The organism is Amorphus sp. MBR-141 (assembly GCF_053628695.1).
In genome coordinates this window covers 1-14,759 of the sequence record NZ_JBRJGW010000044.1, presented here as the reverse complement: position 1 = coordinate 14,759, position 14,759 = coordinate 1, and the positions used below count along the sequence as shown (strand labels likewise).

The following is a 14,759-nucleotide window of genomic DNA, read 5'->3' as shown; positions in this document are numbered from 1 at the left end:
TCAGATGCTGGCCTCCACCCCAGCCAGCATCTTGAATCACAAAACGCCCCGAACAGGAATCCCCCCCGATTCAGATAAACAAGGAAACGCTCTAGCTTGCGCGAGGCTGATGCCGGATCCATCCGGGCCGGGCCGCGAAGGGGCAGCCTCGTGCAAGCCACACCGTCGATGGTGCGGCCTGCCCTCTCGAGGACCGGCCATGCTCTCGACCTACACATCCTATCGACTTGCCACGCGCGACCTCGATCGCACGCTGTCGCTGAAGGCGCAGGAGAGGCCCGTCTCCCTGGAGACGACCTACTATCTGGACAACATCGCGAAGGTGAATTCGGTCGAGGATTTTCTGAAGGACACGCGTCTCTTCAAGTTCGCGATGAAGGCTTTCGGTCTCGATGACCTGTCCCACGCCAAGGGGTTGATGCGGAAGGTCCTGAGCGAGAGCCCCCTGGACGACAAGGCGTACGTCAACCGGGTCGCCGACGATCGGTTCATCGATTTCGCGACGACGTTCAATTTCGCCGACACGGGGCCGCTCGCGACCGCCACCAAGGACGCCGGCCAGGGCGTGGTCGACCGCTACGTCCGCCAGTCCCTCGAAGTCGATCTCGGCGCGGAAAACCAGGCGGTGCGGCTGGCGCTCTATTTCGAGCGCTCGGTGGACAAGATCAAAACCGGCTACAGCATTCTCGCCGACTCGGCGCTTCAGGAGGTCGTCTACACGACGCTCGGCTTCCCGGACGAGATGAAGGCGGCCGACATCGACCGGCAGGCTGCGACGATCGAGAAGCGCCTGGATCTCGAATCGCTGAAGGATCCGGAGACGCTTGCGAAGTTTCTCGCGCGCTTCACCGCCGTCTGGGACGCGAAGAGCGGCGTCCAGACCTCGCCCATCCTTTCTCTCTTCAGTCGGGGATCCGCCACCTCGGTCAACCTGGACCTTGCCATGACCCTGCAGAATCTGAAGCGCGGAGGATAGCCGCCGATGTCGTCCAGCCTTTACGTCTCCCTGTCGGCCCAGATGGCTCTCGAGCGCCGTCTGAACACGGTCGCCAACAACGTCGCGAACATGAGCACCACCGGCTTCCGGGCCGAAGAGGTGCGGTTCGAAACGGTCCTGTCGAAGCTGGGTGATCACGAGGTCGCGTTCGCGACGACCGGCGACACCTACATTTCCCGCCGCTCCGGGTCGGTCTCCTACACCGGCAACAAGCTCGACGTGGCGGTTGATGGCGATGCGTGGTTCGGGGTCGATACGCCGGCCGGCGTCGCCTACACCCGCGATGGCCGCATGCAGATCACCGAGGCGGGCGATCTCCAGTCTGTCGAAGGCCATCCGATCGTCGATGCGGGCGGCGCGCCGATCGCCGTCGATCCCCGTGGCGGCGAGGTGACCATCGGGCACGACGGCTCGATCGTCCAGGGCGGCCGCCAGATGGGTGTCCTCGGCCTGTTCCTGCTGCCCGAGGACAGCCAGCTCACCCGCTACGGCGACACCGCCATCCTCTCCGACAAGGAGGGGAACCCGGTCGAGGACCGGGTCGCCAACGGCGTGAAGCAGGGCTTCCTGGAAGGGGCGAACGTCAATTCCGTGATGGAGATGACGAAGCTCATCATGATTTCACGGACGTTCGACAGCGCCGCCTCCGCGGTCCAGCAGAGCGAGAGCACGCAGCAGCAGGCCATTCGCGAGCTTGGCCCGTCGTCCTGAGGGCCGGGCTCATAGAGGATGCCGTCGATGAACGCGCTCGCCCGCCTGGCCGCCACGGTCGAAGAGGCCCTGTCGGAGCTGCCCATGGTGCGTGTTGGCGGCGTGATCTGCGAGGTTTCACCAACCCAGTATCGTGTGGCGGGCCTGTCGCGCCACCTGCGGCTCGGTGAGAGGGTCGCCTTCGAGGATGAAGGCCGTCAGGTGACCGGCGAAGTGATCCGCGTCGACGGCGACACCGTGTCGGTCAAGCCCTTCGACGGAAGGATCAGCGTCGGGGTGGGCGCGAACGCCTACCGCATCGGCGCGATGGGGCTGAAACCCCATCCGGACTGGATCGGTCGGGTCATCAACGCGCTCGGCGAGCCGCTCGACGGACGCGGGCCGTTGCCGCGTGGCGACCAGCTCATGCGGACCGACCGCGAGCCGCCGGCGGCGATGACGCGGGCCCGCATCCAGAAGCCGCTGAAAACCGGCATCAAGGTCATCGATCTGTTCACTCCGATCTGCGAGGGCCAGCGCATCGGCATCTTCGCCGGTTCCGGCGTCGGCAAGTCCACCATGCTGGCGATGCTCGCCCGCACGGATGGGTTCGACGTGGTGGTGGTGGCGCTCGTCGGCGAGCGCGGCCGCGAGGTGCGCGAGTTTCTCGAAGGTCCCCTCGCGTCCAACCGCGCCCGGTCGGTGGTGGTGGTCTCGACGGGTGACGAGAGCCCGATGATGCGCCGTCTTGCGCCCCAGTCCGCCATGTCCATCGCCGAATACTATCGCGACCTCGGCAAGTCGGTGCTGTTGATCATCGATTCCGTCACGCGCTACGCCCATGCTGCCCGCGACGTCGCGCTTGCCGCTGGCGAACCGGCCGTCGCCCGCGGCTATGCGCCGAGCACCTTCTCCGAACTTCCGCGATTGCTGGAGCGGGCCGGCCCCGGCCTCGACGGTGGCGGCACCATTACCGGCGTCTTTTCGGTGCTCGTTGACGGCGATGACCACAACGATCCCGTCGCCGATTCGATCCGCGGCACCCTCGATGGCCACATCGTCCTCGACCGCGCCATCGCCGACCAGGGGCGCTTCCCGGCCGTCAACGTGCTCGGGTCGATCTCGCGGCTCGCCGATCTGGTCTGGACGAAGGATCAGCGGGAGCTTGTCCGGCTTCTCAAGGCGATGATTTCGCGCTTCGAGGACACCCGTGATCTGCGCCTGATGGGGGGCTATCACCCGGGCAGCGATCCCGAACTCGACCAGGCGGTGGTCCTCGTTCCGAAGATCTTCGACGTGCTTCGTCAGAGCCCGGACAACCCGCCATGCCGCGATGTGTTCGCCGACCTGGCCAAGGTCATGAAGGGCTAGCGCGTCCGTGTCGGACGGCTGATCCGAAAGAACACGCATTCAGCGATTTCACCGGTTCCCGCCATCGGACCGACCCGGCTGGGCCGGGATGTTTGCGAGGCGCGCAAGCGCCGGGTCGACAGCACTCTTGCCAAGCCCAGCCTCGCACAAGCTAGCCGGGCTCTATTGCATCAAGACCAACCGGGAGAAGCCAGATGTCCCTTTACGGGCTCCTTCGCACTGGTGTGGCGGGCATGAACGCCCAGTCCACCAAGCTCAGCACCGTCGGTGACAACGTCGCCAATGCCGATACCACCGGCTACAAGCGCGCGTCGACCGAGTTCTCGTCGCTCGTGCTTGCCAACGGCAAGAACAGCTACAATTCCGGCTCGGTCACGACGAGCGTTCGCTACGCCGTCACCGAGCAGGGCGCGATGACGTACACGACGTCGTCGACGGATCTCGCCATTCAGGGCGACGGATTCTTCGTCGTGACGGACCCGAACGGCCAGCCGTTCCTGACGCGTGCCGGCTCGTTCACGCGGGACGGCGACACCGGCAATCTGGTCAACGCGGCCGGCTTCACGCTGATGGGCTACGATATCAGCCAAGGCGCTGCCGCTGGCACGCTGAACGGCTACGCCAATCTGGTGCCGATCGATGTGTCGGCAATGAACATGCAGGCGAGCCCGTCGACGTCCGGTATCTTCACGGCCAATCTGCCGGCCGATGCCGCTGCCGTCGGTGCGGCGGTCCTGCCGAGCACCAACTCCGCGCTCGCCAGCTACACCGCGAAATCGTCGCTGGTGGTCTACGACGACCTCGGCAGCGAGGTCGTGCTCGACATCTACTTCTCGAAGATGGCGTCCGGAGATTGGGAAGCGGCGGTCTACAACCAGGCCGACGGCTCCCCTGGTACCAGCTTCTCGTACCTTGCCGCGCCGCTCCTGACCCAGACCCTTGCCTTCGACGCCTCCGGCAACCTGACGAGCGCCGGGACGATGGATATTCCGGTGCCGAACGGTCAGACCGTCTCCCTCGACATCTCCAAGATGACCCAGCTTGCCACCGACTATACGCCGCTGACGGCGACGGTCGACGGCAGCACGGCAAGCCTCGTGTCCGATATCGAGATCGGCCAGGACGGCATCGTGCAGGCGGTCTACGAGAACGGCAGCAAGGCCAATGCCTTCCGCATCCCGATCGCCGATGTCCCGAGCCCGGACAAGCTGAAGCCGCTCGCCGGCAACGTCTATCAGACGACGCTGGATTCCGGCGATCTGACGGTCGGTTTCCCGACCGAGGGCGGCATGGGGTCGCTCATTTCCGGCGCGCTCGAGCAGTCCAACGTCGACCTCGCAACCGAGTTCACCGAGATGATCGTGGCCCAGCGCAGCTACACCGGCAACTCGAAGGTCTTCCAGACCGGCTCCGAGCTGCTCGACACGCTCATGAACCTCAAGCGCTGACGCAGCCGGTTCGTCGGATCTAGAGCGGAGACACCCAGGTGAGCCTGTCGGTTGCGCTGAACACGGCACGGTCGTCGATACAGTCGGCGTCCACCCAGATTGCGACGTCCGGAAGGAACGTCGCCGGGGCGGACGATCCGACCTACTCGCGGAAGATCGCAAGCACGACGACGACCGCCGACGGCGGCGCGCGCATCATCTCGATCGCGCGCAAGACCGACGTGGCGTTGTTCACGCGGATGGTCGGGGCGACGTCGCAGACCACCGGTCAGGAGGCGTTGCTCGCCGGGCTGGAGCGGCTGGCCGAAACGGTCGGCGATCCGGAAGACGGAGGATCGCCGGCCGCAAAGCTCGGCGTCCTTGCGTCCGCCCTCAACGAGTACGCGAACACGCCGGACGATCCGTTGTTCGGACAGAACGTCGTCACCACGGCGGATGATCTCGTCCGTACGCTCAATGGTGCGGCCGATGTCGTGACCAGCGTGCGCAACGGGGCCGACGCCGACATCGCGCGTTCGGTCTCCAACCTGAACGATTTCCTGATCCGCTTCGAGGATCTCAACAGGCAGGTCGTGACCGGTACCGGCACCGGCCGCGACGTCAGCGAGCTTCTCGACAAGCGCGACGCCGTGCTCGCCTCGATCTCCGAGGAAATCGGGATCTCCGTCGTGGCAAGGCCCGACAACGATCTGGCGATCTATACCGACAGCGGCGTGACGCTGTTCGAGACACGGGCGCGAACCGTGACGTTCACGCCGGCGACGTCGCTTGCCGCCGGCGCGCCTGGCAACGCGGTGAGCATCGACGGGGTGCCGGTGACCGGGTCGTCGTCCTCGATGCCGCTTCAGTCGGGCCGGATCGTCGGCCTGACCCAGCTGCGCGACGACGTCAGCGTCACCTATCAGCGCCAGCTCGACGAAGTCGCCAGGGGCCTCGTGACGGCCTTCGCAGAGAGCGACCAGACGGCCGGCGGTGCACCGGACCTGCCGGGTCTGTTCACCTACAAGGGCGCAACCGGCGTACCGATCGGAGCGACACCGGGGCTTGCCGCGTCGCTCATGGTGAACCCGGCGGCGGATCCCGGGCAGGGTGGCTCGGTCGCAGCGATCCGCGATGGCATCAATGGCGGCGTCTACACCTACAACACGACCGGCGGAGCGAGCTTCGCAGACCGCCTGTTTGCGCTCGCCGACGGAATGAGCGCCGCTCAGAGCTTTGATCCGTCGAGCGCACTGTCGACCTCCATCGGGCTCGACGAGTTCGCATCCGGATCGGTCAGCTGGCTCGAGGGCCAGCGCGGCGTGGCTTCGCAGCAGATGGACTATCACACCGCGCTTCTCAGCCGTGCGTCGGAAGCGCTGTCGAACGCCACCGGCGTCAGCCTCGACGACGAGTACGCGATCCAGCTCCAGCTCGAGCAGAGCTACGGCGCGTCGTCGCGGTTGATCTCGCTGATCGACGATCTGTTCCAGACGCTGCTTTCGGTCGTGAGGTAAGCCCCATGCGCACCAGCCTTATTTCCACCGTGACGCTGAACAGTTCTCCGCGCACCAACCTCGCGCTGATGCAGAAGCGGCTCGCCGATGCAAACAAGGAGGTGGCGACCGGTCGTCACGCCGATGTCGGGCTCACGCTTGGCGACCGGGCGGGACGCACCGTTTCGCTCCGCCGCGAGATGGGCTCGCTGAGCGCGATGATCATCTCCAACGGTCTCGCCAAGGCGCGCCTCGATCAGACCCAGTCCGCACTCGCCGGACTGAACGCGCTCGGAGAGACGTTCCAGCAGGCGGTGATCTCGCTTCCGTCGACGGCGCTCTCGGTCGATGTCCTCAAGCGCCAGGCGCAGGATGGGCTTGAGACGTTGACCTCCACCCTGAACGCCACCGACGGCCGGTCCTATCTGTTTGCCGGCATCAACACTTCCGTGCAGCCGATGGCCGCCTACGGGGATGCGCCGAAGGCCGCGGTGGATGCGGCGCTGGTCGCCAAGTTCGGTCTGTCCGCTGCGGGCCCGCAGGACGATGTCTCCGGCCTCGCCGCGATCACCCCGGCCGATATGGCGGACTTCCTCGACACCGAATTCTCGGCGCTGTTCGACAGCGCGAGCTGGACGTCGACCTGGTCGACGGCGTCCGACCAGCCGCAGAGGAGCCGGATTTCGCCGACCGAGACCGTCGACACCTCCGCCTCCGCCAACAACGGCGCATTGCGCAATCTGGCGAAGGCGCTGACGATGATCGCCGACATCGGCATTGCTCATCTGAGCGAAGAGACGCGCGCCGTCGTCGTCGCCAAGGCGCGCGATACGGTGAATGGCGCGCTGTCGGAGATGGTCTCGGACCGGGCAATCCTCGGCGTGTCCCAGCAGCGTCTCGACGTGGCGAACACGCGCATGCAGACGACGCGAGACGTCGTCGAGCAGCGCATCTCCGCATTCGAAACCGTCGATCCCGTGGAGGCGAAGGTCGAGATCGACCAGCTCTCCACGCAGATCGAGATGTCCTATTCGCTGACCGCGAACATCCTCCGCCTCAGCATCATGAACTACGCTTAACGGGGAGACAGGAAGGAAATGTACAAATTCTCCTACGCCGAAGTCCTGGACGATGCAGGGGGCGAACGGCGTGGCCGCGAGGTCATGGCGATCGACCATGGCATCGCGCTCCTGCGGCAGGCGGATCTGTCCAACGTGATGGAGCCGTCGACGCGCAATGCGCTGCTCTACATCCAGCAGCTCTGGGGGTTCTTCATTCGCGACCTGGCCGACAGCGACAACGCGCTCGCCGAGCCCGTGCGCGCCGACCTGATTTCGATCGGACTGTGGGTGATCCGCGAAGCCGATCGAATTCTCTCCGGCGCCTCCACGGACCTCGCGGGCCTGATCGACATCAACCGTACAATCCGGGACGGACTGAAATGACCAAGCCAATTCAGCTGTCGCTGCGCGCCGGCGAACGCATCTACGTCAACGGGGCGGTTATCCGGGTCGGACGCAAGGTGACGCTCGAGCTCCTGAACGACGTGACCTTCCTGCTGGAAAGCCACGTGATGCAGGTCGAAGACACCACGACGCCTCTGCGGCAGCTCTATTTCGTGGTGCAGACCATGCTGATCGATCCGCGCAACGCGCGGGCGACACGGGGCCTGTTCGACAGCCTGCACGGCGCCATCGCCCGGGCCAGCACCAGCGAGGAGATTCTCGACGGTCTCGCCGAGGTCGAGCGGCTCGTCGCCGCGGACCGGCCGTTCGACGGGCTGCGGGCGATCCGCCGCCTGTTTTCTGCCGAAGACGTGATTCTTGGTCGGGTACGGGGCACCGGAAATCTCCCGCCCGCCGATGTGGTTGGCCGCATGGGGATCCAACTCGCAGGACCGTCGGCGCCATGAGCGACATTGCGAGCCTGACGGGCAATTCCACATTCGCCAAGTCGCAGTCCAAGCCGGATCAGCAGACCGCGACGAAAACGCCCGACTACAACGCCTTTCTTCAGCTTCTGGTGACCCAGCTGAAGAACCAGGATCCGACGGAGCCGGTCGACTCGACCCAATACATGTCGCAGCTCGCGACATTTTCTCAGGTCGAACAGCAGATGCAGTCCAACTCGAAGCTCGACTCGCTGCTGACCTCCTCGGCGTTGTCGCTCGGCGAAAGCGTCATCGGGCGGACGGTCACGGCGGCGGACGGCACCGCGAGCGGCAAGGTCGTGTCGGTGAAGCTCACCGCGGACGGCCCGCAGGCAACGCTTGCGGACGGTTCGACGATGGCGATCGGTGCCGGCGTGGTGGTGAGCTGATGACCGAGGTCGATGCCATCGACGTCGTCCAGCAGGCGATCTGGACGATCATACTCGCCTCCGCTCCGGCGGTGGGCGCCGCCATGATCGTCGGGCTTGCGATCGCGCTCTTCCAGGCGCTGACGCAGGTCCAGGAAATGACGCTCACGTTCATTCCGAAGATCCTGACGATCCTCGCGGTGAGTGCGCTCACGGCCACCTTCATCGGCGCCCAGATCTTCGCCTTCACCGAAGAGGTCTACAGCCGGATCGTCACCGGCTTCTGAATGCGGCGGGGCGACGCGAACCGGCGGCGCCCGTCGGGACGCAAGCCTCCCGAAAGCGTCGCACGGCAGTATCTCCTCCACCATCGGGGGAGTAGACCGTGACAGACATCGCTTCGACCGACCTGCCTGCAGGTGCGCGCAAGTCCATGCGGGACGTTGGCTTCGCCATGGGCGTCGTCACCATTCTCGCCGTTCTCTTTCTTCCCATCCCGACCTTCCTGATCGACGTGGGGCTTGCGATATCGATCGCGCTCTCGGTGTTGATCCTGATGGTCGCGCTGTGGATCCAGAAGCCGCTCGAGTTCTCCTCGTTTCCGACGGTGCTGCTGATCGCGACCCTGACGCGGCTGTCGCTGTCGGTGGCGACCACCCGGCTTATCCTGGCCGATGGCAATCAAGGCGTCTCGGCCGCCGGTCACGTCATCCAGGGCTTCTCGCAGTTCGTGATGGGCGGCGATTTCGTCATCGGCATCGTCGTCTTTCTCATCCTGGTCACCGTCAACTTTCTGGTCATCACCAAGGGCGCCACGCGCATCGCCGAGGTGGGTGCGCGGTTCACCCTGGATGCGATCCCCGGCAAGCAGATGGCGATCGACGCCGACCTGGCGGCAGGTCTGATCGACGACAAGGACGCCCAGGCGCGTCGGCGTGAGCTGGAGGAGGAAAGCGCCTTCTTCGGATCGATGGACGGTGCCTCGAAGTTCGTGCGCGGCGAGGCGATCGCCAGTCTGATCACCATCGCCGTCAACATCTTCGGCGGCATCATCATCGCGACCACGCGCTACCAGATGCCGCTCGCAGAGGCCGCCGACGTCTTCACCCGCCTGTCGGTGGGCGACGGCCTGGTGGCGCAGATCCCGGCGCTCATCGTGTCGCTGGCCGCCGGCCTTCTCGTCTCGAAGGGGGGCACCCGGGGAACCGCCGAACAGGCCGTCCTCGGCCAGCTCGGCGCCTATCCCCGTGCGCTCTTCGTCGCTGCCGGCCTGATGGCCGTCTTCGCGGTGATGCCGGGACTGCCGATGCTGCCGTTCCTCGCCCTCAGCGCCGGGATGGCCTTCATCGGCTACACGATCCCCCGCCAGATCGCCGCCAAGGAGGCCGCTGCCGTCGCCAAGGCGGAAGAAGAGGAGGTCGCGCGCAAGCTGGAGGTGAAGGAGTCCGTCAAGGAGTCCCTGAAGGTCGCCGAGATCGAGCTGGCCATCGGCAAGCAGCTTGCCGCGACGGTCCAGCGCCAGCAGCAGGAACTCGCTCAGCGCGTCGCCAAGATGCGGCGCAAGTTCGCGACCCAGTACGGCTTCGTGATCCCGGAGATCAAGGTCACCGAAAGCCTGTCGGTGCCGACCAAGTCCTACCAGATCAAGCTCCACGGCACGATCGTCGCGAGTCAGGAGCTGCGGATCGGCGAGCTCCTGGTCGTCATCGGCGATGGCCGGAAGCCCGATGTGCCCGGCGACGAAGTCCGCGAGCCGGCATTCGGCATGCGCGCCATGTGGGTGTCCGATGCCTTCTCCGGCGAGATGCGGCGCGAGGGCTTCTCGCCCGTGGACAACCTCTCCGTCGTCCTGACCCATATTGCCGAAGTCGTGCGCAACAACCTGCCGCAGCTCCTGTCGTACAAGGACATGCGGGCGCTGCTGGACCGCGTCGACCCGGAATACAAGCGGCTGATCGACGACATCTGTCCGGCCCAGATTTCCTATTCCGGCCTGCAGGCGGTGCTGAAGCTCCTGCTCGCCGAGCGCATTTCGATCCGCAACCTGCATCTCATCCTCGAAGCGGTCGCAGAGATCGTCCCGCACGTGCGGCGCACCGAGCAGGTCGTGGAGCACGTCCGCATGCGCATGGCACAGCAGATCTGCGGCGACCTCGCCGAGGGCGGCGTGCTCAACGTTCTGCGCCTCGGCAACAAGTGGGATCTCTCGTTCCACCAGGCACTCAAGCGCGACCCGAAGGGCGAAGTCGTCGAGTTCGACATCGATCCGCGGCTCGTCGAGCAGTTCGGCCAGGAGGCGTCGGAAGCGATCCGCGAGCGCATCGCCCTCGGCAAGGCGTTCGCCATCGTGACGGCTCCCGATGCACGGCCCTATGTGCGGATGATCGTCGAGCGCATGTTCCCGTCGCTGCCCGTCCTTTCCCATGTCGAAATCGCCCGCGGCGCCGAGATCAAGCTGCTCGGCACGATATCGTGAGCGGCATCGCCTCGGAGACCGTGCTCGCGGCGTTCCTCGTGTTCTGCCGCATCGGAAGCTGTCTTTTGATGGCGCCGGGCCTGTCGAGCACGCGCATCCCGTCCCAGGTCAGGCTGTTCCTCGCCGTCGGCATCTCTCTGGCGCTGACGCCGGTGCTTCTGCCGGAGGTGATGCCGGCTGTCGGCAACGGCAATCCGGCCACCCTGTTCGCGGCGATCGTGGTGGAGGCGGCGACCGGGCTGATGATCGGGTTCCTGGCACGGATCTTCTTCATGGCCCTGCAGACCATGGCCGTCGCCATTGCCCAGTCGATCGGACTCGGCGGCATGTTCGGCGGCATTCCCGACGATACCGACCAGCTGCCGGGGGCCGCGGTGCTGTTCACCATGACCGCCACCGCGATGATCTTCGCCTCCGACCAGCACTGGGAGCTGCTGCGCGGCCTCGTGGATTCCTACCAGGTGCTGCCGCCGGGCGCCGACTTCTCGCCCCGCCTGAGCCTCGTCAGCATCGCCGACCAGCTGTCCGGCACGTTCATCCTGGCGCTTCGGATCGCCAGCCCGTTCCTGATCTATTCGGTGATCGTGAACCTTGCCGTCGGCATCACCAACAAGCTCACCCCGCAGATCCCGGTGTTCTTCATCGCGATGCCGTTCGTGACGGCGGGCGGGCTGCTGCTCCTGTTCTTCACCATCAAGGAGGTGCTGACCGTGTTCTCCAACGCCTTTGGCGACTGGCTCGTGGCGGGCTGAGCGATGGAAGACCGCGTCCGCCGGCTGAAGCGCATCCAGACCGTGCAGGAGCAGATGCATCGTCTGGCCGAACAGCGCCTGAATGGCCTGGTCACTGCCGAGCAGGAGCTCAGGCGGCACGAGGAGGCACTGGTGACCGCGCTCGACGAGGCGACGGTTCTGCACGGCCTGTTCGTCGATCAGATGGCGCGGCGTGTGCGCACGGTTGCGGCGCAGGCCGACGCCACCGCCACCCGGGCGGTCGCTCAGCGCGAGAAGCTTCTGGAAGAGAAACTGAAGTTGAAGCGGGTCGAAGACGCCACCAGGCGCATCGAGCGCGAATATCAGCGCCTGTTGGAGCGCAAGCATCTGGAAGAGGTGGTGCGGCCCGTCTCCCGCATCGGCGATGCAAGCCTCCCGTAAGCCAGCGGGGGCAGTGTGCAGGCGTTCGAAGTCTTACGACGAAGGTCGCCAAAATGGCAATCAGCCCACCCTCCGACATCGTTCTCGATGTCGCCAAGGCCATCGATCCGATGAGCTACACCGAAGCCGTCGGCCGCCTGCGGCGTGCCGCGGCGGTTGCGGGGGCGGCGCCGAACGGCTTCGAGGGTGTGTTCGACGGCATGGTGAACGGCAGCCCGCGCGTCCTCAGCGACGCCGGTGCCTCGCTGACCACCCGGGCCAACAACCAGGTCCTGTTCGGCGGGCAGCAGCTCTCCGCCCGCGATCGCGCCTACCAGAACTTCGAGGCGATGGCGCTCACCACCTTCGTCCAGACCATGCTGCCCGACAACGCCGACGCCGTGTTCGGCTCCGGTACCGCGGGCTCCGTGTGGCGGTCGCTCTTGGCCGAAAAGATCGCGGGCCAGATGGCGGCCGCCGGCGGCATCGGCATCGCCGATCAGATGCGGGCCGCCGACGACCGGCGTCAGGCCGGACTGAACGGGTCCGCGGACGTGCCGGCGACGGACGAGACGCTCGCCGTGCCCGCCCCCGACCGCACGACGCTTCTCGACGACGTCCTGGCGAGCGTCAGCCTGCCGCGCGGCCTCGGTGTGGCCGGACTGAGCGAATGAGGACGCCCATGACCGCGACATCCGACCGCTACAGCGCCGCCATCTCGGCCCTGCTCGACCGTCTCGAAGATGCCATCGACGCAGAAATGACCGCCCTTGGCGATCTCCAGACCGGTGGCTTCGACGTCTTCTGCCGCCAGAAGAGCCGCATCCTCCTCGAGCTGTCGCGGCTGGTGCGGGTCGTCGGCGTCGAGCCTCTCGATCCGGCCCTGGCCAAGCGGCTCGACACCGTCCGCACCAAGCTCGAGCGCGACCGGTCGCTGCTGGGCATCCACCTGACCGCTGCGCAGGAGGTCGCCGAGATCATCGCGAGCTCGCTGCGCGAGGCGGAATCCGACGGCACCTATTCGGCTCCCTTCGCCAGCACCGAGGCGCAGGCATGATCAAGCTCGTCATGATCGGTCTCTGGGTGTGTCTGGCAGCGCTCGGTTCGAGCTACGCCTCCGCCTATTGGGTCTCGGGCCGCTCCGCGGTCGAAGAAGAGCCGTATCTGGAAGGTCTCGAGTATCGGAAGCTCGAACCGATCACCATTCCGATGGTCTCCGATGGGACGATCAAAGGCTACGTCGTCGCCAAGATCGTCTACACGGCCGACGCCGCGACGCTGCGCGAGCTCAAGGTCGAGCCAGATCCGTTCGTGATCGATGCCGTATTCCGCGAGATATATACAAACGGCCAAGTCGAATTCGGGAAGTTGTCAAAATACAACCTTCCCGAGATCGCTCTTTCCGTCAAAGAGACGACCAATACGAAACTCAACTATGCCGTCATCCAGGACATCCTCCTGGAAGGGCTGAACTACATCGACAAGAACGACATGCGACGCGTTCTGCAGGCGGCCGTCACCGAACAATCAAGCGATCCCAAGCCGGCCGAAGCTGCGCCCGCCGCGCACTGACGGCAACCGCCCTCCTGGAAAGATGACCATGAAGATACTCGGAAAGATCACCGTCATCGTCGGCCTGCTCGGCATCGCAACCGTGGCGGTCTGCGCGACCTCCCTCTACGCCATGAGCCGGCTCGACGCGCGCGCGGACGAACTCGAAGCCGCAGCTGAGCGCGCCGTCATTCTGGGGGTGATCGACACGGAAGCGAACGGTGTCATTGCCGACACCCGCGGCATCTTCATCACCTCCAGCCCGAAGGGCGTCGAGAGCTTCGCCGATGCCGTGCGGGCTCGCCTCGCCACCGTCGATGCCAAGCTCGCCGAGCTTACGCCGCTGGTCGAAGAGAACGAGCAGCCGCTCTTCGAGCGCTTGCTCACGACCTATTCGGCGTTCCGCGACTTCCGCATCGAAACGGCTCGGCTCGCCACCGAGACCGGGACCTTTGCGGCGATGACGCAGAACCAGGACGCCGCGGCGGCGACCATCTGGAGCGACCTGGAGACCGTGCTGCGCGACTACAAGGCCGACGTCAACGAGGACTTCGACGAACTGCGTGTCGCTCGCGACGCCTTCACCGCCGAGATGAATGTCGCCGTTATTGCGACGACCCTGTTGGGGCTTCTCCTCGCCATCGGCCTCGCCATGATGGTTGCGGTGCGGTCGATGAGCCGCCCGTTGGTCCGCGCGACCCGCACGCTCGCCGAGATGTCGTCGGGCAACCTGGACGTTTCGGTCGACGAGCGCCGCTCCAGCGACGAGATCGGCGAGATCTGGAACGCGACCGACAAGCTCCTGGTGGAGCTGCGCAACGCCGAGCAGATGCGCGCCGAGCAGGTGACGCAGAAGGAGCGGGCGGAAGCGGAGAAGCGCGCCGCCATGCGTGCGCTCGCCGACGAGTTCGACGTCGAGGTCTCCTCCATCGTGCGCACCGTCTCCGCCGCCGTCAGCCAGCTGGAACAGTCCGCCGGTACCATGAGCTCGTCCGCCGACGAGACCTCGCGTCAGTCGACCGTGGTCGCCGCCGCCGCCGAACAGGCCACCTCCAACGTGCAGACGGTCGCCTCGGCCGCCGAGGAGCTCGCAGCCTCGGTCCGCGAGATCGGGCAGCAGGTGGCCGTCGCCGCCGAGATCGCCAGCGAAGCCTCCGACCAGGCTTCCGGCACCGCCGAGATCGTCCGCGGCCTGGCGGCCTCGGCCGACCGCATCGGCCAGGTAGTCAACCTGATCACCGACATCGCCTCGCAGACCAACCTGCTCGCCCTCAACGCCACCATCGAGGCGGCGCGGGCCGGCGAGGCCGGCAAGGGCTT

The 14,759-nt window shown here is 65.9% G+C and carries 17 protein-coding genes; all 17 read left to right on the top strand.

Features of this window, described 5'->3' with window-relative positions; all coding sequences use genetic code 11:
* The first annotated feature begins 199 nt into the window (after positions 1-199).
* Positions 200-976 (top strand): DUF1217 domain-containing protein, encoded by a 777-nt coding sequence (locus tag ACSSVZ_RS26865; RefSeq protein WP_453973937.1) that lies wholly within the window; start codon positions 200-202, stop codon positions 974-976.
* A gap of 6 nt (positions 977-982) precedes the next feature.
* Complete coding sequence (flgF, locus tag ACSSVZ_RS26860; RefSeq protein ID WP_453973936.1) at positions 983-1,708, top strand: flagellar basal-body rod protein FlgF; 726 nt, start codon at positions 983-985, stop codon at positions 1,706-1,708.
* Positions 1,709-1,735: 27 nt separating this feature from the next.
* The gene (gene fliI, locus ACSSVZ_RS26855; RefSeq protein ID WP_453973935.1) at positions 1,736-3,058 is read left to right on the top strand and encodes a flagellar protein export ATPase FliI; all 1,323 of its coding nucleotides are present in this window, start codon (positions 1,736-1,738) and stop codon (positions 3,056-3,058) included.
* 194 nt (positions 3,059-3,252) lie between these two features.
* Positions 3,253-4,506 (top strand): flagellar hook protein FlgE, encoded by a 1,254-nt coding sequence (locus ACSSVZ_RS26850; protein ID WP_453973934.1) that lies wholly within the window; start codon positions 3,253-3,255, stop codon positions 4,504-4,506.
* A 38-nt stretch (positions 4,507-4,544) separates the two neighbouring features.
* The gene (flgK, locus tag ACSSVZ_RS26845; RefSeq protein WP_453973933.1) at positions 4,545-6,002 is read left to right on the top strand and encodes a flagellar hook-associated protein FlgK; all 1,458 of its coding nucleotides are present in this window, start codon (positions 4,545-4,547) and stop codon (positions 6,000-6,002) included.
* Positions 6,003-6,007: 5 nt separating this feature from the next.
* Positions 6,008-7,060 carry a flagellar hook-associated family protein gene (locus ACSSVZ_RS26840; RefSeq protein WP_453973932.1) on the top strand — a complete coding sequence of 351 codons (1,053 nt, stop codon included), beginning with the start codon at positions 6,008-6,010 and terminating at the stop codon, positions 7,058-7,060.
* Between the two features lie 18 nt (positions 7,061-7,078).
* A complete protein-coding gene (flaF, locus tag ACSSVZ_RS26835) occupies positions 7,079-7,426 on the top strand; it encodes a flagellar biosynthesis regulator FlaF (protein WP_453973931.1) in 348 nt (115 codons plus the stop codon).
* Positions 7,423-7,893, top strand: coding sequence for a flagellar biosynthesis repressor FlbT (gene flbT, locus ACSSVZ_RS26830; RefSeq protein WP_453973930.1), 471 nt, complete (start codon positions 7,423-7,425; stop codon positions 7,891-7,893). Before flaF ends, flbT begins: the two co-directional genes overlap by 4 nt.
* Positions 7,890-8,300 (top strand): flagellar hook assembly protein FlgD, encoded by a 411-nt coding sequence (flgD, locus tag ACSSVZ_RS26825; protein ID WP_453973929.1) that lies wholly within the window; start codon positions 7,890-7,892, stop codon positions 8,298-8,300. Before flbT ends, flgD begins: the two co-directional genes overlap by 4 nt.
* Positions 8,300-8,566: a flagellar biosynthesis protein FliQ gene (fliQ, locus tag ACSSVZ_RS26820; protein ID WP_453973928.1), complete on the top strand. Its 267-nt coding sequence runs from the start codon at positions 8,300-8,302 to the stop codon at positions 8,564-8,566. Before flgD ends, fliQ begins: the two co-directional genes overlap by 1 nt.
* A 146-nt stretch (positions 8,567-8,712) precedes the next feature.
* Entirely contained in the window at positions 8,713-10,755 is a 2,043-nt protein-coding gene (flhA, locus tag ACSSVZ_RS26815) for a flagellar biosynthesis protein FlhA (protein ID WP_453973938.1), read from the top strand.
* Positions 10,752-11,507 carry a flagellar biosynthesis protein FliR gene (fliR, locus tag ACSSVZ_RS26810; protein WP_453973927.1) on the top strand — a complete coding sequence of 252 codons (756 nt, stop codon included), beginning with the start codon at positions 10,752-10,754 and terminating at the stop codon, positions 11,505-11,507. The genes flhA and fliR overlap by 4 nt, the downstream gene beginning before the upstream one ends.
* Before the next feature lie 3 nt (positions 11,508-11,510).
* Positions 11,511-11,909: a hypothetical protein gene (locus tag ACSSVZ_RS26805; RefSeq protein ID WP_453973926.1), complete on the top strand. Its 399-nt coding sequence runs from the start codon at positions 11,511-11,513 to the stop codon at positions 11,907-11,909.
* A gap of 53 nt (positions 11,910-11,962) precedes the next feature.
* A complete protein-coding gene (locus ACSSVZ_RS26800; protein ID WP_453973925.1) occupies positions 11,963-12,562 on the top strand; it encodes a rod-binding protein in 600 nt (199 codons plus the stop codon).
* An 8-nt stretch (positions 12,563-12,570) separates the two neighbouring features.
* Positions 12,571-12,945: a flagellar protein FlgN gene (locus ACSSVZ_RS26795; protein WP_453973924.1), complete on the top strand. Its 375-nt coding sequence runs from the start codon at positions 12,571-12,573 to the stop codon at positions 12,943-12,945.
* Positions 12,942-13,460: a hypothetical protein gene (locus ACSSVZ_RS26790; RefSeq protein WP_453973923.1), complete on the top strand. Its 519-nt coding sequence runs from the start codon at positions 12,942-12,944 to the stop codon at positions 13,458-13,460. Before ACSSVZ_RS26795 ends, ACSSVZ_RS26790 begins: the two co-directional genes overlap by 4 nt.
* 28 nt (positions 13,461-13,488) lie before the next feature.
* Positions 13,489-14,759 (top strand): methyl-accepting chemotaxis protein (locus ACSSVZ_RS26785; RefSeq protein WP_453973922.1); only part of this gene is annotated, 1,271 nt, incomplete at its 3' end.